Here is a 17,631-nt window from a genome sequence, read left to right on the forward strand (position 1 = left end):
GCGCGAAGGCTCGAACTCGCCAAAAACGAATTGTTCTCCTGCGGCCCTCGCGCAAAGATGCGGGCACACCAAAGGAGACACCCTTGAAGATCATCCGCGTCAGCGCCACGCCGCTGAACATCCCCGTGACCATCGACGTGGTCGGCCTGAACAAGCAGACCTCGCTGTCGTTGTGCCTCACCGAGATCGAGACCGACACCGGCCTCGTCGGCCACGGCATGACCGCCATCACCGAAGAAGAAATCATCGCCGCCGCCGTGCGCGAAGTGGCCGGCCCCGCGCTGATCGGCGAAGACCCGATGGCCACCGAGCGCCTGTGGGAGAAGCTCTACTGGCTGCTCTCGCCGCGCGGCCAGACCGGCTATGCGAGCCACACCATCGCCGCGCTCGACATCGCGCTGTGGGACCTCAAGGGCAAGGCCTTGGGTCAGTCGCTGTGGCGCCTGTTCGGCGGCGCGCGCGCCAAGGTGCCGGTGTACGCCACCTTCGGCTTCGGCTTCTTCGAGCGCGACCAGCTCGCCGCCGCCGCCAAGCTGTGGGTGTCGCAAGGCTTCAATCGCCTGAAGATGACCGTCGGCAACCACGCGCTCGCGCGCCGCGACGAGCCGCGTCCGCTCGGCGAGGTCATTGCCGAAGACGTGCGCCGCGTGGCCGCCGTGCGCGAGGCCGTGGGCCCCGACGTCAAGCTGTACGTCGATGCCAACTGCGGCCTCGACCTGTTCCACGCCACCGAACTCGCGCACCGCATCGAGCCCTACGGCATCAGCTTCTTCGAGGAGCCGCTCACGCAGAACGACGTGCGCCAGATGGCCCAGCTGCGCGCGCGCACGCGCATCCCGCTGGCCTGCGGGCAGAACGAGGGCCTGGCCTTCCGCTTTCGTGACCTGCTGGTGAACCAGGCGGCCGACGTGCTGCAGCCCAACGTGACCATCTCGGGCGGCTATTCGCAGTGCCTGAAGATCGCGGGCATGGCCGCGGCCTTCAACGTGCCCATCGACAACGGCGGCGCCTGGCCCTTCCACAACATGCACCTGCACGCGGGCGTGTCCAACGGCGGGCTGGTCGAGTACCACTACGTCGCGGTGCAGATGCTCAAGCAGATCTTCGACGGCCTGCCCGTGCCCGACCAGGGCTGGCTCACGCTGCCCGAGGCGCCGGGCCTGGGCTTCACGCCCAACGCCGAGCGCGTGCGCGAACTCGCGAAGCTGCCGACCTCGCACGGGAAAGGCAAGGCCTGAGCGCCACCCGACGACACTTCCGACCACGACCAGGCCGCGCAGACGGCCGGCGCATCCCGACCACCACGGAGACAAGATGAACGACAGAAGAACAGACGCCATGCGGCCATCGCGCCGGCATGCCCTGCAGGCCACCCTGGCCCTGGCCGGCCTGCTGGCCGCCGCACCCGCGTGGGCGCAGAAGTTTCCCGACAAGCCCATCCGCATCGTCGTCGGCTACTCGGCCGGCGGCGGTGTCGACGCGGTGGCGCGCATGCTCAGCGCGCGCCTGCCCGCCGTGCTGGGCCAGCAGGTGCTGGTCGAAAACCGCACCGGCGCCACCGGCCTCATCGCGGCCGACCTTGTCGCCAAGGCACCGCCCGACGGCTACACGCTGATGATGGGCGACAGCGCCTTGCTCATCGCCAAGCTGCTGCAGCCGAAGATTGCGATCGATCCGCTGACCAGCTTCAAGCCCGTGGCCGGCGCCTTCGTGTCGCCGCTGATGATCGTCGCGGGCAACGACTTTCCCGCGAAGACGCCCGCCGAACTTGTCAAGGAACTCAAGGCGCACCCGGGCCGCTACTCCTACGCGTCGTCGGGTGTCGGCACCGTGCAGCACCTGGGCTTCGAGATGCTCAAGCAATCCACCGGCGCGTTCGTGGTGCATGTGCCCTACCGCGGCGCGGCGCAGATCGTGCCCGACGTGGTCGGTGGCCAGGTGCCGCTGGGCGTGGTGAGCGCCACCGCCGCCATGGCGCAGTCGAAGGCCGGCAAGCTGCGCGCGCTCGCGTTGCTGAACAACGCGAAGCTCGAAGGCGCCGAAGGCGTGGCACCGCTGGCCGAGGCGCTGCCGGGCTTCGACGTCGCGCCGCGCATCTTCCTGCTCGCCCCGGCGGGCACGCCCAACGACGTGGTCGACAAGCTCTCGGCCGCCGTGAAGACCGTGCTCGACATGCCCGAGACGGGCACGGCCGCCGCCGCACAAGGCACGCTGCGCGCCTACGCCACGCCGGCCCAGCTGGGCAAGGACATGGCGGAGGAAACGACGCGATGGAAACGCATCATCATGGACCAGCGCATCGTGGCGGAGGGCAACTGAGGTGACACAGCCCCATCTCGGCCTCATCGTTCCCCCTGCAGCCGGCGCCGTGCCGGTCGACGGCCCGCTGCTCTACGGCGACCGCATCCGCTTCAGCGCCAAGGGCCTGGGCCTCGGCGAAATCTCCACGCGCGGCTACACCGAGGTGATCGACTCGGTCATCGGCAAGGCGCTGGCGCTGAAGGAAGAGGGCGCGAGCGCCGTCTCCCTCATGGGCACCTCGCTGAGCTTCTTTCGCGGCGTGGCCTTCACCCGCCAGCTGAAGCGCGAGATGGAACAGGCCACGGGCCTGCCCTGCACGACGATGAGCGACGCCATCCTCGCGGGCCTGCGCCATTTGAAGGTGCGGCGCGTGGCCGTCGCCACGGCCTACATCGACGAGGTCAACACGCAGCTGCGCACCTACCTCGAGCAGAGCGACTTCGAACCGCTGGCACTCGAAGGCTTGGCCATCTCCGACGTGCAGGCCGTGGGCCAGGTGTCGACCGAGGTGCTGGTCGACCTGTGCCTGAAGGTGTTCGAAGACCAGCCCGGCGCCGACGGCCTCCTCATCTCGTGCGGCGGCCTCGTCACGCTCGATGCCGTGCGCGAGGTCGAGGCGCGCCTGCAGGTGCCCGTGGTGTCCAGCTCGCCCGCGGGCTTCTGGGACCTCGTGCGCACCGGGGGGCTCGATGCGCGCTCGCCGGGGCAGGGACTGCTGTTCGCCTGAACCGGGCCTTTCCCTGCGTGCGCGAAGGCCCGGTCAGCCGGCCTTCGGCAGGTACTGCTCCACCAGGCTCGCCCAGTAGGCGGCACCGACCGGCAGCAGATGGTCGTTGAAGTCGTAGTGAGGGTTGTGCACGCTGCAGCCGCCTTCGCGGATGTGCGTGCCGTTGCCGATGAAGAAATAGCACCCCGGCACCTCTTCGAGCATGAAGGCGAAATCTTCGCTGGCCATCACGGGCGGCCCGGTCTCGACCATGCCCTGCGGGCCCACGAGGTTGCGTGCCACCGTGCGCGCGAACGCGGTCTCGGACGGCGTGTTGACCAGCACCGGGTAGCCGCGCTGGTAGTCCACCTCGGCCTCCAGCCCGAAGCTCTGGGCCTGGGCATGCACCAGGGCGCGGATGCGGGCTTCGGCCAGGTCGCGCGCGTCGCGGTCCAGCGCGCGCACCGTGAGCTTCAGCAGCGCCGTCTCCGGAATCACGTTGCTGGCCGTGCCCGCCTGCAGCACACCCACCGTGACCACCACCGCATGCAGCGGGTCGGTGTTGCGTGACACCACCGTCTGCAGCGCCATCACGATGCTGGCGGCGGCCACCGTGGGGTCGGTCGCCAGATGCGGCATGGCGCCGTGGCCGCCGCGCCCGGCGAGCGTAATGACCACCGTGTCGCCCGAGGCCATCTGCGCGCCCTCGCGGAACAACAGCTGGCCTGCCGGCAGGCCGGGCATGTTGTGCATGGCGAACACCGCGTCGCAGGGATAGCGCGTGAACAGGCCCTCCTGCATCATGCGCGAGGCACCGTTCAGGCCTTCCTCGGCCGGCTGGAAGATCAGGTTCAGCGTGCCGTCGAAGCGCCGCTGCTCGGCGATGTACTGCGCCGCGAACAACAGCATCGTGGTGTGGCCGTCGTGCCCGCAGGCGTGCATCACGCCGGGCCGCTGGCTGGCGTGCGGAATTTGCGCAAGCTCGGTCATCGGCAGCGCATCCATCTCCGCACGGATGCCCAGGCGGCGCGGGCTGTCGCCCAGCTTCAGCTGGGCGACGAAGCCGGTGCCGCCGATGCCGCGGTCCACCTGGTAGCCCCAGGCTTCGAGCCGGTCGGCGACCAGCGCGCTGGTCTGGAACTCCTCGAAGCCCAGTTCGGGGTGGCGATGGATCTGGCGGCGCACGGCGGTGTAGGTGCCGGCGTGCGCCTCGGCCCAGTCGCGCACCTCGCGGGTGTCGTGTGGCGTGTCGGTCATTGGGGTTGCAGGTTGATGCGTTTGGCCAGGGCCTGGAAGCGCGCGGCCTCGGCCGCGAACTGCTTCGCCGATTCGTCGAGCGTGCGCGCAGCGGCCGGCATGGAGCCGGTCGACAGGATCGCCTGTTGCACCTCGGGCTGTTCCAGCGTGGTCGTGAGCGCCTGGTGCAGGCAGGCGGCCGTGGCGTCCGGCGTTTCCTTGCGCACCATCAGGCCGGCCCAGGTGCTGTACTCGAAGTCCTTGAGCAGCCTGCCTTCGGCAAAGGCCGGGGCTTCGGGGGCGAACTTCTCGCGGCGCGGCCCGACCCAGCCGAGGATCTTCAGGCGTCCCTGGTCGGCCAGCCCGCGGTACATCGTGGCCCACGGCATCATCGTGAAGTCCACGAGGCCCGCGCCCATGTCCTGCAGCAGCGGCGCGCCGCCCTTGTAGGGAACGTGCAGTATGGCGGCGCCCACGCGCGTCGACAGGTCTTCGCCCGCGAAGTGGTACAGCGAGCCGTACCCCACGCTGCCGTAGCTCAGCGGCTTGCCGCCGGGCGTGCGGGCGAGGGTGATCAGCTCGTCGATGGACTGCGCCGGCAGGTCCTTGCGCGCCAGCAGCACCATCGGGTTGAACGTCACGGGGCCGAGCAGGCGGAACTGGTCGTGGCGCAGCTTCACGGCGGCATTGGCGAGTGGCGTGAGGATCACTTCATTGGGCGACCCCAGGAACACCATGTGCCCGTCGGCCGGTGCCGCCAGCACCTTCTGCGCCGCGATCGCACCGCCGGCGCCGCCGAGGTTTTCGACCAGCACCGGCTGGCCCAGCTGCTTCGACAGCGACAGGTGGATGGACCGCGCGATCACGTCGGACAGGCCGCCGGCCGGGTAGGGCACCATCAGCGTGACGGGTCTGGACACGCAGGCCGCGCCGGCGGTAGGGGCCGCCAGCAGGGTGGTGGCGCTGCACAGGGCGAGCAGCGAGGCTTTCAGGCAGAAGCGGATCAAGGCAGACACCTCATGACAGGACAGGGCAGGACGGGACAGGAAGGATCGAACGGTCGGCGGATCGTAGGTTTGCCCGTGGCCTGCCACAATGTTTGATCCAGCCAATCGATGTGCTGTTTCAGCCAGGAGTCCCGCCGGTGGTTCACTTCGATCTGTTGCTCCCAGAGGGCGGCGCACCCGGTGCGCTGTGGTCCGCCGTCGACGTGCTGCGTGAGCTCAATGCCCTGGCGCGCGTGCGTGCGCCGCGCGACGCCTTGCCGGCCGCGAGCTGGCGTCTGCTCGGTGCCGACGGCCGCGCGCACCGCTGGCATGCGCAGACCTGCATCAACGAAGACGAGCGCCGTCATGCGCGCCGTCCGCAGCCGGGGCCGCGCGTGCTGCTGGTGGCGCCCCTGGTGATGCAGTCCATCCCGGCGCTGCAGAAGCTGGTGCGGCGCAATGCCGCCAGCGTCGAGCTGGTGCGCCGGCGCTTCGAGGCGGGTAGCCTGATCGGTGCCTGCGGCACGGGCATCTGGCTGCTGGCGCAGGCGGACTGCATCCTGAGCGCGCCGATCCCCTGGCTCTACCAGTCGGGTTTCGAGAAGTACTTTCCTGGGGTGCGCATGGAAGCCAGGGAGCCGATCGTGGCGGAGCGCGGCTGCGTCTGCGCGGTGGCGCCGTCGCTGCTGCATGCGCTGGTGCTGCACCTGGCGCGCTACGCGGGCCTGGCCGACCTGGCGCACGCGGGTGCCGAGAAGCTGTTGCTCAACACCGAGCGGCAGGCCCTGTCGGCCGCGATGACGGGGACGCAGGTGATGGGCCAGGCGCGCGACACACCGCTGTACCTGGCCCAGGCGTGGATGCAGGCCCATGCGGGTCAACCCCTGCGGCTGGCCGAGGCCGCTGCGGCAGCGTCGGTGAGCGAGCGCACGTTGACGCGCCTGTTCCACCAGCATTCGGGCATGACGCCCCTGAAGTACCTGCAGGGACTGCGCGTGCAGCGCGCGCAGATGTGGCTCGAAGGCACCTTCCGTTCGGTGGACGAGATCGCGCGCGATTGCGGCTACGGCGACACCAGCGCGTTCTGCCGCATGTTCGCGCGCGCCACCGGCACCAGCCCGCAGCGCTACCGCGACCGCTACACCTTTCGCGGTCCGCGCGCGCGTTGGCGCCTGCAGGAGACCTCGCTGCCCGAGGCGTGAGCGGGCGCGCCGTGGTTCAGGCGGCGGAGGAGGTCGCCTGCAGCCAGCGCCCCACGCGGGCCGTGCCGGCCAGCTGCCAGACGCGCTCGCACAGCGCCTTCGCTTCGTCGGCCGTCGCGCCTTCGCCGTAGTGCGCCAGGCGCTGCATCTTGTCCTCGATCTCGGCGCGGCTCAGGCTGTTGCCGGGGTCGCCCTTGGGCTCGTCGACGCGGCCGGCCAGCGTGCGGCCGTCGGCCGTGTGCACGCTGACCTTGCCGATCCAGCGCGCGGGGTAGGCGGTGTCGACCTCGTCGTCGAGCGCCATCGTCACCTTCTCGCGGAAGGCCGAGACCTCGGGCGAGAGAAAGTCGCGGTCGAACTCGCCCAGGCCCGCGCGGCCGTGCACGGCGATGAGGCCCAGCACCGTGCCCATCGAGAACTTGCCCTGGTGCACCGTGGCGGGCACCGTCACGCGCCCCAGCACGTCGATGGCGCCCTGGTGCACGTGGGTCGTGACCCGGGACACGTCGGTTGGCTTGAGCTGGCTCCGTTCCATCACCTGCAGCAGCGCGTCGGCGGCCGGGTGCGTGTGGCGGCAGGAGGCGTGGTACTTGAACGAGGTCTCGGCCAGCGTCCAGCGCGTGCCCAGGCCGTCGGTGAGCTTCGCGGGATCGGCGTCGCTCGACATGCCCACGCCCAGCCCCTGCGCGCCTTCGAGGATCTTCGCCGCGCCCGTGAAGCCGTCCTGCGCGAGGTAGGCCGACATCAACCCGCTGGCCGCCGCGTGCGCGCAGTGCAGCTGCTTCGAGTCGGCCGCGTCGCGCAAAAATTCCCACACGCCGGCCGACTGCGTGCCGGCCGAGCCGAAGGCATGCAGCATCTGCTGCGGCGACAGCTCGAGCAGCCGACCCACAGCCGCGGCCGCCGCGAGCGTGCCCGCCGTCGCCGTGGTGTGGAAGGTGCGGTAGTGCGACCGGCCGAGGAACTCGCCGACGCGGATGCCCACCTCGTAGCCCGCGACCACGGCCGTCAGCAGCTGCGCGCCGCTGGCGCCGATGCTCTGCGCCACGGCCAGCGCGGGTGCGATGACCACGGCGGCCGGGTGGAACACCGAGCCGTTGTGCACGTCGTCCTGCTCCACGTAGTGCGAGGCCGCCGCGTTGACCAGTGCCGCGAACAGCGGCGAGCTGGTGCGCCGCGAGGTGAGGATCTCGCTCGGCCCGTCGGCCGGGCCCATCATCTGCGCGAAGCGCTCGATGCTGCGCACCGGCCGTGCCGTGCGGGCCGCGAGCACGGAGCCGAGCCAGTCGAGCATCAGGTCTTCGGTGCGGCGCAGCACGGGCGCGGGAATGTCGGCAAACTTCAGCTCGGCCGCGAAGGTCGCGAGCACCTTGCTGGGGTGGTCGATGGCGTTCATGTGCAGTCCTTCAGAACGAACGAGGCAGGCCGAGCATGTGCTCCGCCACGTAGCTCAGGATGAGGTTGGTCGAGATCGGCGCCACCTGGTACAGCCGCGTCTCGCGGAACTTGCGTTCGATGTCGTATTCGCAGGCAAAGCCGAAGCCGCCGTGGAACTGCAGGCACGCATTGGCCGCCTCCCAGCTCGCCTTGGCCGCGAGGTACTTCGCCATGTTGGCCTGCGCACCGCAGGGCTGGCGCGCGTCGAACAGGCGGCAGGCCTCGTAGCGCATCAGGTTCGCGGCCTCGGTCTCGATGAAGGCTTCGGCAATCGGGAACTGCACGCCCTGGTTCTGCCCGATGGGCCGGCCGAACACCACGCGGTCCTTCGTGTAGGCCGTCACCTTGTCGATGAACCAGTAGCCGTCGCCGATGCACTCGGCGGCAATCAGCGTGCGCTCGGCGTTCAGGCCATCGAGGATGTACTTGAAGCCCTGGCCTTCCTCGCCGATCAGGTTCTCCGCCGGGATCTCGAGGTTCTCGAAGAACAGCTCGTTGGTCTCGTGGTTCACCATGTTCAGGATGGGCCGCACCGTCATGCCGTTGTCGATGGCCTCGCGCAGGTCGACGATGAAGATCGACATGCCTTCCGACTTCTTCTTCACGTCCGCCAGCGGCGTGGTGCGCGCCAGCAAAATCATCAGGTCCGAATGCTGGATGCGCGAGATCCACACCTTCTGTCCGTTGACCACATAGCGGTCGCCCTTTTTCACCGCGGTGGTCTTGATCTTGGTGGTGTCGGTGCCGGTGGTCGGCTCGGTCACGCCCATCGACTGCAGGCGCAGCTCGCCGCTGGCGATCTTCGGCAGGTACTGGCGCTTCTGCGCCTCGCTGCCGTGGCGCAGCAGCGTGCCCATGTTGTACATCTGGCCGTGGCAGGCGCCCGAGTTGCCGCCGCAGCGGTTGATCTCTTCCATGATCACCGAGGCTTCGGTCAGGCCCAGGCCCGAGCCACCGTACTCCTGGGGAATCAGGGCGGCCATCCAGCCGGCCTGGGTGAGTGCGTCGACGAACTCGGCGGGGTAGCCGCGCGCCTCGTCGACCTTGCGGAAGTACTCGTTGGGAAACTGCGCGCACAGGTCGCGCACGGCGTCGCGGATGTCGGGAAAGCGGTTGTCGGTAGCGATCATCGTGTTCAGTCCTGGCGGGGGCCGCCCGCTTCCTTTTCGACGCGTTGCCAGATCTCGATGGCCATCGGGTCGTCGATCTCCTCGAGGATGTGGCCCACGAGGCCGATCGCGCGCGCCATCACGCCGAAGCCGCGGATGATCTTCCACGGAAAGCCGAACTCGGCGGCAATCGCGCCGATGGCGCCCGTGGCGTTGATCGGCAGCGACTTGCCCGACACGCGCTCGGCCTCTTCCTGCACGGCCTGCATCAGCGCGACGTAGTGGCTCGACAGGCCGTTCTCGGCTGCGATCTGGAACAGGCGCGGCGTGCGCGGGTCGATCGGCTTGTGCAGCGGATGGCCCAAGCCGGGCACGATGATCTTGCGTGCGCGGTGATCGGCCACGATGTCCTTCGCCATGTCGGCCAGCGGGCGTGTCGGCTTCTCGCCGAAGGGAATGGCCTCGTACAGCATCTTCGCGGCGCCCTCGGTGCTGCCTACGAACACGGTGCCCAGCCCGCACAGGCCGGCGGCCACGGCGGCCTGCAGGGCTTCGGGCGCGCCGGCGTAGGTGAGCCGCGCGGCCAGCGCGCTGGGCGTCACGCCGTGCTCCACCAGCGTGACGACGATGGCGTTGAAGGTCACGGACTCCTGCGGCGTCGGGATGCGGCCCGTCAGCTCCAGGAAGGCCATGTCGCCCAGGTTGAGGTGGCCGAGGATTTCCGAGGGCAGGTCGCGCCCGCGCACGGTGATCTTGTCGGGCGTGCTGTGGCCGAGGTCGGTGTGCAGGGATTTCTTGATCTTTGTCATGGCTGCAAATCTATCCCCGCGCGCGCCCGCAGGCGCTCAGTGATTGCGAAACCCTCCCTTCCGCATTCGCGAATGCCCGCCGGCGAGGTCTTCGGGCACGCTGCGACTCGTCATTGCAACGGAAAAGAAAAGGCAGACAGCGCGATGGATTCCGACTCACTCCTGGCCGTGCGCGAAGCGGCGCTCGACTACTTCACCCGCAGCGGCGCCACCGCGCGACGCCGCGCCCGCACCGAACACCCGCAGGCCGACGAGGCGCAAGGCTGGGGCGAGATCGCCGCGCTCGGCTGGCCCGGCATGCTGGCGCCCGAAGCGGCCGGCGGCCTCGCACTGGGGCTCGATGGCGCCGCCGAGATCCTGCGCGCGGCCGGCGAGCACGCGGCGCCTGAGCCGCTGCTGGCGGTGGCGGGCCTGAGCGCGCTGCTGCTGGCACGGCTCGACACGCCGGCGGCGCGTGCCCTGTTGGCCGAGCTGGTGGCGGGCCGCAGCCTGCCCGCGCTGGCCTGGCAGGAAAGTGCGGGCGACCTCAGCGCCGTGCCGCTGGCCTGCGGCTGCGAGGCGCGGCCCGGTCATGGGGGCGGTGTGCTGCTGCAGGGCGACAAGCTCATGGTGCTGCCCGGCGCCGCCGCCAGCGGCTGGCTGGTGTCGGCGCGCGGCGAGGACGACGCCGTGCTGCTGTGGGTGCCGCGCGGCACAGCCGGCGTGAGCGAGACGATCGTGCCGCTGGTCGATGGCAGCCAGGCAGCCAACCTGCGCTTCGAAGAGGTCGTGCTGCCGGCCGACGCCGTGCTGGCCAGTGGGCCGGCCGCGCAGGAGGCGCTGCGCCAGGCGCTCGCGGCCGGACAAATCTTGCAGGCCGCGGAGCTGCTCGGCGCGGGGCAGGCGATGCTGGCGCAGACGCTGGCCTACCTGCGCACCCGCTCGCAGTTCGGCAAGCCCATCGGCAGCTTCCAGGCGCTGCAGCACCGCAGCGTCGACATGTTCATCCACCTCGAGGTGGCGCAGGCCACGCTGAACGAGGTGCTGGCGCTGGCAAGCGACGGCACCTTGCCTTCTGACCGGCTCGAAGCCGAGGCCAGCCGCGTCAATGCGCGGTGCACCGCTGCCGCGCTGCAGGCGTCGCGCGCGGCGGTGCAGCTGCACGGGGCCATCGGCTACACGCAGGAGTGCGACCTGAGCCTGTTCTACAAGCGCGTGCTGTGCCTGTCGGCCTGGCTGGGCAATGCCACGGCGCACCAGCGCCGGCATGCCGCGCTGACCGGCGAAGCTGAAGCTGCTGCGGGCAGTGCTACGGCCTGGAACGGCGAGTTCCTCGCGCGCACCACCGACTGGTCCGCCATGCCCGAGGCCGAGTTCCGCCGCATGGTGCGCGGCTTTTTGCAGCAGCGCTATCCGGCGCATCTGCGCTACCTGTCGCACCGCGCGCGCTGGAGCGAGATTCGCGAGTGGTACCTCACGCTCTCGGCGCAGGGCTGGATCGCGCCGGCCTGGCCGCAGTCGCACGGCGGCATGGGCCTGCCGGCGGACAAGCTCATCGCCTGGATCGAGGAGCTGGAGCAGCACGGCGTGGCGCGCGCGCCGGACCAGGGCATCGTGATGATCGGGCCGCTGCTCATCCAGCACGGCACGCCCGAGCAGCAGCAGCGCTTTCTGCCGCGCATCCTGAGCGGCGAGCACGTGTGGTGCCAGGGCTATTCGGAGCCCAATGCCGGTTCCGACCTGGCCGGCCTGCGCACCGAGGCGGTGGCGGGGCACGATGCGCAGGGCGATCACTTCGTCGTCAACGGCCAGAAGATCTGGACCACGCTCGCGCAGGACGCCAACCACATCTTCATGCTCGTGCGCACCGACAAGGGCGCGCGCAAGCAGGAGGGCATCAGCTTCCTGCTGTGCGACCTGCGCACGCCGGGTGTCACGGTGCGGCCGATCCACACGCTGGCGGGCGAGCCCGAGTTCTGCGAGGTGTTCTTCGACAACGTGCGCGTGCCGGCCGACCAGCTCGTGGGCCGGCTGCACGGCGGCTGGACCATCGCGAAGGCGCTGCTGGGCTTCGAGCGCATCTTCCTGGGCAGCCCCAAGCAGTCGCAGTACGCGCTGGGCCAGCTGGCGCGGCTCGGGCAGGCACGGCGCCTGTTCGCCGACCCGGTGTTCGCGCAGCGCTTCGCGGCGCTGCGGCTCGACGTGCTCGACCTGTCGGCCGCGTACACGGGCTTTGCCGACATCGTGCGCGCGGGCAAGCCGCTGCCCGCGTCGGTGTCGCTGCTGAAGATCTGGGCCAGCGAGACCTACCACCGCATCGGTGCCTTGCTGGTCGAGGCCGGCGAAGAGCAGGGCGCGGTCGCGGGCGACCAGGTGCTCGACGGCCAGAGCTTCAACGTGCTCTCGCCGCTCATCGGCGCCACCGCCGCCATGATCTACGGCGGCACGAACGAGATCCAGCGCAACATCCTCGCGCGACAGGTCTTGGACCTGCCGGCCTGAGCGATGTGAGCCGCCAAAGACATACACAACTGGAGACAACGCTCATGCAATCCCTCGACTTTATTTCGCGCCGCCAGCTCATGGCCGCGCTGGCGGGCAGCGCGGCGCTGGCCGCACTGCCTTCGCGCGTTTTCGCGCAGCAGCCGCTGCCGCCGCTCGTCAAGCTGGTGGTGGGCTATTCGGCCGGCGGGCCGGTGGACGGCGCCGCGCGCCTGCTCGCGCCCGCGCTGGGCCAGGAGCTGGGCACGCAGGTGATCGTGGACAACCGGCCCGGCGCCGCCGGCTCGCTCGGCGGCAACGCCGTGGCCAAGGCGCCGCCCGACGGCGCGATGCTGTTCTTCGGCGCGAGCCCGACCATCACCATCAACCCGAACGTGCAGCGCAGCATGCCCTTCGACCCGATGAAGGACCTCACGCCGCTGGCGCCGCTGGTCGACTACACCAACGTGCTGGTGGTCAACAACGACCTGCCGGTGCGCAACGTGGGCGAGCTGCTGGCCTATGCCAAGGCCAAGCCCGGCAAGCTGTTCTACGGCTCGGCGGGCGTGGGCGCGTCCAACCACCTGAGCGGCGCGCTGCTCGAGAAGATGAGCGGCGTGCAGCTCACGCACGTGCCCTACAAGGGCAGCGCCCCGGCGCTGGCCGACGTGATGGCCGGCACCGTGCCGATGATGTTCGACATCATCGCCACCTCGCGGCCCTTCATCCAGTCGGGCAAGCTGCGTGCATTGGCCGTCACCTCGCGCCAGCGCAACCGCATGCTGCCCGACGTGCCGACCATGATCGAGTCGGGCGTGCCCGGCTACGACGTGGGCGGCTGGTTCGGCCTGTACGGCCCGGCGCGCATGGACCCGGCGCTGGTCGCGCGCGTGAACGCCGCGGCGCAGAAGATGCTGGCGCGCGAAGACATCGCGCACCGCCTGCGCGAGCAGGGCTACGAGGTCTGGACGGGCGCGCCGGAGGTGCTCGCGACCAAGGGCGTGTCGGACCGCAAGCTGTGGGCGAGCGCGTCCAAGGGCATCGAGGCGGAATAGCCGATGCAGCCCCGCATTCATCACCTGCTCGAAGACCGCGCGGCCCGCACGCCGGACGCGGTGTTCCTCCACGAACCCGATGGCACCACCACCTATGGCGCGTTGCAGGCCATGGTCGAGACCGCCGCGAACGACCTGCTCGCCGCCGGCGTGCGGCCGACCGACCGCGTGCTGCTGGTGGCCGAGAACTGCGCCGCCCACATCGCGCTGCTGCTGGCCTGCAGCCGCGTGGGCGCGTGGTCGTGCGGCGTCAACGCGCGCATGTCGCCGGGCGAGATCGCCGCCATCGCCGAGCGCGCCGACGCGCGCCTGTGTGGCTTCACCACCGACGCGTCCGACGCGGCGCGCACGCATGCGCAGCGCGCGTCGGCCCTGCCGGCCACGCTGCCCGGCGTGATGTTCACCACCGCGCGCGCCGAGGCCCGCCCCGAGCCCGACCCGGCGCTGGCCGATGCCGCCGCGATCATCTTCACCTCGGGCACTTCGGGCACGCCCAAGGGCGTGATGGTGTCGCACCGCGGGCTGCTGCACTTCGGCCGCGTGTCGGCGGCGGTGCGTGCGCTCGACGCGCGCGACCGCGTCTACGCCTTCCTGCCGATGACCCACATCTTCGGCATCGGCACCGTGCTGATGGCCGCGCTCACGGGCGGGGCCGCGCTGGTGCTGCGCGGCAGCTTCTCGCCGGCCGACATGCTCGAGGCGCTGGCGCACGGGCAGGTGTCGAACCTGCTCGGGCCGCCGACCATGTACGCGCGGCTGCTGGCGCACATCGAGGCGCAGCAGCTGGCGCCGCGCTTTCCGAATCTGCGCTACGTGTACACGGGCTCCGCGCCGCTCGACCCGGCGCTCAAGCAGCGCGTGGAGCGGCTGTTCGGCCAGCCGCTGCACTACGGCTACGGCCTGTCGGAGTACGCGGGCTCGGTGTTCCTCACGCGCACCGAGGCGCCGCGCGCCGACACCTCGGCCGGCTACGTGGTCGAGGGCGGCGAGGGGCGCATCGTCACGCCCGAAGGCACTGAAGCGGCACCCGGCGACACCGGCGAGATCTGGCTGCGCGGCCCGGGCCTGATGCTGGGCTACTTCCGCGACGCGCCCGCCACCGCACAGGTGATGCGCCCGGGCGGCTGGTACGCCACCGGCGACCTCGGCCGCTTCGACGCCGACGGTGCGCTGTTCGTGGTGGGGCGGCTGAAGGAAATGATCATCCGCTCGGGCTTCAACGTGTACCCGGCCGAGGTCGAGGCGGTGATCGGGCGCTTCGCGGGCGTGCACCTGTGCGCCGTGGTCGGCGTGCCCGAGGCCGACGGCAACGAGCAGATCGTCGCCTTCGTCGAGCTGAACCCTGGCGCGGCGCTCGACGAGGCGGCGCTGCGCGCGCACCTGGCCGAGCACCTGTCGCCCTACAAGCGGCCCGCGCGCATCGAGGTGATCGACGCGATGCCGACGACGGCCAACGGCAAGCTGCTCAAGCGGGAACTGCAGGCACGGGCCCGGCAGCCCTGAGGTCGGCCGGCAGGTCGCCGATGACGCTGCGGCGCCCCTTCTGCGTGTCCATGTACTCGCGCATGCGGGCGATGCGGCCCTCGCGCAGTTCGAGGATGAAGCAGTAGTCGTTGTCGTAGTGCCGGCCGCTGGCGAGCGTGGCCTGCAGGCGCATCTCGAGGACCACGGTGTCGCCGTCGCAGAGCAGGTGGGTGAAGTCCACCGAGACATCGGCCACGAACAGCTTCGGAAACTCCTCGACCAGGAAGCGCACGATCGTCTGCGGCCCGATCATGTGGTCGGTGAAGCCCAGGGCCACGCCGGTGGCGTTGCCCTTGGGCGCCAGCCATTCGGCGTCGTCGGTGAAGGCGGCGCGCACGCGCTGCGGGTCTCGGCTGGCGAAGGCCTTCCAGGCGTCGACGACGGCGCGCTTGTTCTGCTCGGGGGTCATGGGGTGCGGGGATGAAGTGAAGGAGCGGCGACGATAGGTGCGCCGCGTGGCGCCGGCCCGCTGCTTCCGGACATCTGCAACGCGCTCTCGGACTTATCCTGCAAGGAGCCGCGCTGCTGTCCGCCAGCCGATGCGCCGTGCAGGCCGCATCGTGGGGGCCTTCAACAAGGAATCCACGCCATGGCCGATGACCTGAGCAAGCGCGGACCGCAGGATGCGGCCCGCATCAATGTCAACGAACTCCACGAGGTTCGCTACTGGACCCAGACGCTGGGCGTGACCGAGGCGCAGTTGCGCTCGGCCGTCGCGGCCGCCGGGGTCGAGGTGAAGGACGTGCGCACCTACCTCGGCAAACCCTGAGCGCGCGCTGAAGGTGCGGCCCGGCGGGCAGGGCGCGCGTAGGCAGGCTCCTACAGCCGCGGCGCGGAGCGGGGCCGATACTCGTGGCCTTGTTCCCGCCTTCAGGAATCCTGCCTTGACCGTGCTCCCTGCCGCCTCTCGTCCCACGGGCCGCGCGCCCTTGCGGGCCGCTGCGCCGCGATGAAGTCGTCTCCCAGCGCCCGCAGCTGGATTGCGGCCGGCGTGCGCCATGAGCTGCTCACGCGCGCCCTGCCGGCGCTGCGGCACGACATGACGGCGCCCGTCTCGGTGATCCGCATGGCGGTGCTGATGCTCAAGCGCCAGGTGGCGGCCGACCCCGTCGACCCCGCGGCCTGCGAGGAGCGGGTGAACCTCATCGACAGCCAGGTGTCGGAGCTGGTGGCCGCGATCCGCTCGCTGCGCGACTGGGAACTGGCCACCACCGACGACGGCATCACGCGCAGCGCGCTGGTGGCGCAGTGCATGACGCTGATGCGCTCGGCCTTCGACCTGCACGGCGTGGCGCTCGAGGTCGACGAGGCGCTCGCCGCCCCGCAGGACGACGAGCCGCGCTGGCCCAATGCCGCCGCGCTGCGCTACCTGTTCCTGGGCGCGCTGGGCTACCTGCACGACGGCGCGGACGAGGCCGGCACCATCCGCATCGAGCCCGACGGCACCGACGCGCTGCGCCTGCACGCCCGGGTGCGCGAGGCCGGCGGCGCGAACGCGGTGCTCGACGCCCACCGCGCGCCGCGCGCGCTGGCCATCGACACCGTGGCGCTGCAGAACCTGGCCGAAGACCTCGGCTACGCCGTGCTGCTCGACGCCGACACCGTGCGCTTCGCCCTCGCCGCAGGCTGAGGCGTCCGCAGGAAGGCGAGCAATCGCCGCTCCGCCGCCACCAGACCGCGCGCCGGGCCGGCCGTGGCGGCACGGGCCGCGATCTTCTCCAGCAGCGTGCCGGTCGCCGCCGTGTCGTCCTCGCGCGCCAGCGCCTCGCCCAGCGCCAGCACGGCCGGGTGCACGTAGGCCTTCTTGCAGACCGCCGGCGTGTTGCCGAGCTGCCGCGCCACGGCCGCGAGGATGTCCCTGGCGCCGGGCCGGCGCTCGCCCTCCCAGGCACAGGCCAGCCGCGTGAGCTCCAGCGCCTGCACCGTGCCGTGCCAGGTGCGGAAGTCCTTGGCGGTGAAGCGCTCGCCGTCGCCCTTGTCAGTCGCCTCGGCGATGTAGTCGTTCACGTCGTTGGACGACACGCCGCGCACCTCGCCCGCTTCGTCCGTGTACTGGAACAGCGCCTGCCCCGGCAGCTGCTGGCACTGGCGCACCACGCGGGCCACGCGCGGGTCGTCGACGCGGGCCTCGTGCGCCACGCCGCTCTTGCCGCGAAAGCGCAGCCGCAGCGCCGAGCCCTGCACCGCCGCGTGGCGGTTGCGCAGCGTGGTGAGGCCGAACGAGCCGTTGCTGCTCGCGTAGGCCTCGTTGCCCACGCGCAGCAGCGTGGTGTCGAGCAGGCGCACCAGCGTGGCGATCACCTGCGCGCGCCCGGGTGTCTTGGTGCCGGCGCGCAGGTCGCGCGCCACGCGGGCGCGCAAACGGGGCAGGGCGTGCCCGAAGGCCGCGAGGCGCTCGAACTTGGTGCCGTCCTGCAGCGCACGCCAGTCGGGGTGGTAGCGGTACTGCGTGCGGCCGCGCGCGTCCAGGCCCGTGGCCTGCAGGTGGCCCTGCGGCAGCGGACAGATCCACACCTCGGTGTAGGCCGGCGGAATGGCCAGGCTGGAAATGCGCGCGAGCGCGTCGGCGTCGCGCAGCCAGCGGCCGTGCGCGTCGCGGTAGCGAAAGCCGTCGCCCCACTTCAGCCGGCGGATGCCCGGCATGCCGGGGTTCACGTAGACCAGCCCGCCGGCCAGCGCTGAAGTGGCAGCCGGTGCGGGCCGGCATGGGGTTTGCATCGAAGGCATGACATCGCGCTTGTGCCAGCATCGACAATCGTGCGGTGTAGGACGCCGCACGCTGTTGCCGAGGCGCGCTTTCCTTTCC

General features: G+C 70.8%; 16 protein-coding genes. 9 read left to right on the top strand and 7 right to left on the bottom strand.

Going from position 1 to position 17,631, the window contains the following annotated elements:
- Positions 1–83 precede the first annotated feature (83 nt).
- From ACAM52_RS02475 to ACAM52_RS02485, 3 genes are all read left to right on the top strand, one after another.
- Entirely contained in the window at positions 84–1,238 is a 1,155-nt protein-coding gene (locus tag ACAM52_RS02475) for a mandelate racemase/muconate lactonizing enzyme family protein (protein WP_369646016.1), read from the top strand.
- A 76-nt stretch (positions 1,239–1,314) separates the two neighbouring features.
- The gene (locus ACAM52_RS02480; RefSeq protein ID WP_369646017.1) at positions 1,315–2,319 is read left to right on the top strand and encodes a Bug family tripartite tricarboxylate transporter substrate binding protein; all 1,005 of its coding nucleotides are present in this window, start codon (positions 1,315–1,317) and stop codon (positions 2,317–2,319) included.
- Between the two features lies 1 nt (position 2,320).
- Positions 2,321–3,028: an aspartate/glutamate racemase family protein gene (locus ACAM52_RS02485; protein ID WP_369646018.1), complete on the top strand. Its 708-nt coding sequence runs from the start codon at positions 2,321–2,323 to the stop codon at positions 3,026–3,028.
- A 33-nt stretch (positions 3,029–3,061) separates the two neighbouring features.
- On the opposite strand, the gene ACAM52_RS02490 is transcribed toward ACAM52_RS02485, so the two are convergent.
- Together ACAM52_RS02490 and ACAM52_RS02495 are read right to left on the bottom strand one after the other, a co-directional pair.
- Positions 3,062–4,264, bottom strand: coding sequence for a M20 aminoacylase family protein (locus ACAM52_RS02490; RefSeq protein WP_369646019.1), 1,203 nt, complete (start codon positions 4,262–4,264; stop codon positions 3,062–3,064).
- Entirely contained in the window at positions 4,261–5,259 is a 999-nt protein-coding gene (locus ACAM52_RS02495; protein WP_369646020.1) for a tripartite tricarboxylate transporter substrate binding protein, read from the bottom strand. Before ACAM52_RS02495 ends, ACAM52_RS02490 begins: the two co-directional genes overlap by 4 nt.
- A 128-nt stretch (positions 5,260–5,387) precedes the next feature.
- Here ACAM52_RS02495 and ACAM52_RS02500 point away from each other — a divergent pair, with 128 nt between their 5' ends.
- The gene (locus tag ACAM52_RS02500) at positions 5,388–6,431 is read left to right on the top strand and encodes a GlxA family transcriptional regulator (RefSeq protein WP_369646021.1); all 1,044 of its coding nucleotides are present in this window, start codon (positions 5,388–5,390) and stop codon (positions 6,429–6,431) included.
- 16 nt (positions 6,432–6,447) lie between these two features.
- Here the strand turns inward: ACAM52_RS02500 and ACAM52_RS02505 are convergent, their stop codons facing one another.
- From ACAM52_RS02505 to ACAM52_RS02515, 3 genes are read right to left on the bottom strand one after another with little or no spacing between them, the layout of a single operon-like run.
- Positions 6,448–7,827: an MmgE/PrpD family protein gene (locus tag ACAM52_RS02505; RefSeq protein ID WP_369646022.1), complete on the bottom strand. Its 1,380-nt coding sequence runs from the start codon at positions 7,825–7,827 to the stop codon at positions 6,448–6,450.
- A 10-nt stretch (positions 7,828–7,837) separates the two neighbouring features.
- Positions 7,838–8,998: an acyl-CoA dehydrogenase family protein gene (locus ACAM52_RS02510; RefSeq protein WP_369646023.1), complete on the bottom strand. Its 1,161-nt coding sequence runs from the start codon at positions 8,996–8,998 to the stop codon at positions 7,838–7,840.
- Positions 8,999–9,003: 5 nt separating this feature from the next.
- Positions 9,004–9,786 (bottom strand): citryl-CoA lyase, encoded by a 783-nt coding sequence (locus tag ACAM52_RS02515; RefSeq protein ID WP_159275562.1) that lies wholly within the window; start codon positions 9,784–9,786, stop codon positions 9,004–9,006.
- 144 nt (positions 9,787–9,930) lie between these two features.
- Between ACAM52_RS02515 and ACAM52_RS02520 the strand changes: the two genes are divergently transcribed.
- From ACAM52_RS02520 to ACAM52_RS02530, 3 genes are read left to right on the top strand one after another with little or no spacing between them, the layout of a single operon-like run.
- On the top strand, positions 9,931–12,267 hold the full coding sequence (locus ACAM52_RS02520) for an acyl-CoA dehydrogenase (protein WP_369646024.1): 2,337 nt from the start codon (positions 9,931–9,933) through the stop codon (positions 12,265–12,267).
- 44 nt (positions 12,268–12,311) lie between these two features.
- Entirely contained in the window at positions 12,312–13,301 is a 990-nt protein-coding gene (locus ACAM52_RS02525) for a Bug family tripartite tricarboxylate transporter substrate binding protein (protein WP_369646025.1), read from the top strand.
- Between the two features lie 3 nt (positions 13,302–13,304).
- Positions 13,305–14,804, top strand: coding sequence for a class I adenylate-forming enzyme family protein (locus ACAM52_RS02530; protein WP_369646026.1), 1,500 nt, complete (start codon positions 13,305–13,307; stop codon positions 14,802–14,804).
- On the opposite strand, the gene ACAM52_RS02535 is transcribed toward ACAM52_RS02530, so the two are convergent.
- Positions 14,767–15,234, bottom strand: coding sequence for a nuclear transport factor 2 family protein (locus ACAM52_RS02535; RefSeq protein ID WP_369646027.1), 468 nt, complete (start codon positions 15,232–15,234; stop codon positions 14,767–14,769). The two genes, ACAM52_RS02530 and ACAM52_RS02535, sit on opposite strands and share 38 nt — an antisense overlap.
- 180 nt (positions 15,235–15,414) lie before the next feature.
- Between ACAM52_RS02535 and ACAM52_RS02540 the strand changes: the two genes are divergently transcribed.
- Complete coding sequence (locus ACAM52_RS02540; RefSeq protein WP_062477985.1) at positions 15,415–15,594, top strand: DUF3606 domain-containing protein; 180 nt, start codon at positions 15,415–15,417, stop codon at positions 15,592–15,594.
- 180 nt (positions 15,595–15,774) lie between these two features.
- Positions 15,775–16,455 carry a hypothetical protein gene (locus ACAM52_RS02545; protein ID WP_095746526.1) on the top strand — a complete coding sequence of 227 codons (681 nt, stop codon included), beginning with the start codon at positions 15,775–15,777 and terminating at the stop codon, positions 16,453–16,455.
- Here ACAM52_RS02545 and ACAM52_RS02550 read toward each other — a convergent pair.
- Entirely contained in the window at positions 16,401–17,552 is a 1,152-nt protein-coding gene (locus tag ACAM52_RS02550) for a DNA topoisomerase IB (protein ID WP_369646028.1), read from the bottom strand. The genes ACAM52_RS02545 and ACAM52_RS02550 overlap by 55 nt on opposite strands.
- Between the last annotated feature and the right edge of the window lie 79 nt (positions 17,553–17,631).

The organism is Variovorax sp. V118 (assembly GCF_041154445.1).
Taxonomy (GTDB): domain Bacteria; phylum Pseudomonadota; class Gammaproteobacteria; order Burkholderiales; family Burkholderiaceae_C; genus Variovorax; species Variovorax boronicumulans.

Coding starts and splice junctions, on each gene's coding strand:
- ACAM52_RS02515 (WP_159275562.1), bottom strand. CDS start 9,786: ATGACAAAGATCAAGAAATCCCTGCACACCGACCTCGGCCACAGCACG.
- ACAM52_RS02545 (WP_095746526.1), top strand. CDS start 15,775: ATGAAGTCGTCTCCCAGCGCCCGCAGCTGGATTGCGGCCGGCGTGCGC.
- ACAM52_RS02540 (WP_062477985.1), top strand. CDS start 15,415: ATGGCCGATGACCTGAGCAAGCGCGGACCGCAGGATGCGGCCCGCATC.
- ACAM52_RS02490 (WP_369646019.1), bottom strand. CDS start 4,264: ATGACCGACACGCCACACGACACCCGCGAGGTGCGCGACTGGGCCGAG.
- ACAM52_RS02535 (WP_369646027.1), bottom strand. CDS start 15,234: ATGACCCCCGAGCAGAACAAGCGCGCCGTCGTCGACGCCTGGAAGGCC.
- ACAM52_RS02505 (WP_369646022.1), bottom strand. CDS start 7,827: ATGAACGCCATCGACCACCCCAGCAAGGTGCTCGCGACCTTCGCGGCC.
- ACAM52_RS02525 (WP_369646025.1), top strand. CDS start 12,312: ATGCAATCCCTCGACTTTATTTCGCGCCGCCAGCTCATGGCCGCGCTG.
- ACAM52_RS02510 (WP_369646023.1), bottom strand. CDS start 8,998: ATGATCGCTACCGACAACCGCTTTCCCGACATCCGCGACGCCGTGCGC.
- ACAM52_RS02520 (WP_369646024.1), top strand. CDS start 9,931: ATGGATTCCGACTCACTCCTGGCCGTGCGCGAAGCGGCGCTCGACTAC.
- ACAM52_RS02530 (WP_369646026.1), top strand. CDS start 13,305: ATGCAGCCCCGCATTCATCACCTGCTCGAAGACCGCGCGGCCCGCACG.
- ACAM52_RS02480 (WP_369646017.1), top strand. CDS start 1,315: ATGAACGACAGAAGAACAGACGCCATGCGGCCATCGCGCCGGCATGCC.
- ACAM52_RS02550 (WP_369646028.1), bottom strand. CDS start 17,552: ATGCCTTCGATGCAAACCCCATGCCGGCCCGCACCGGCTGCCACTTCA.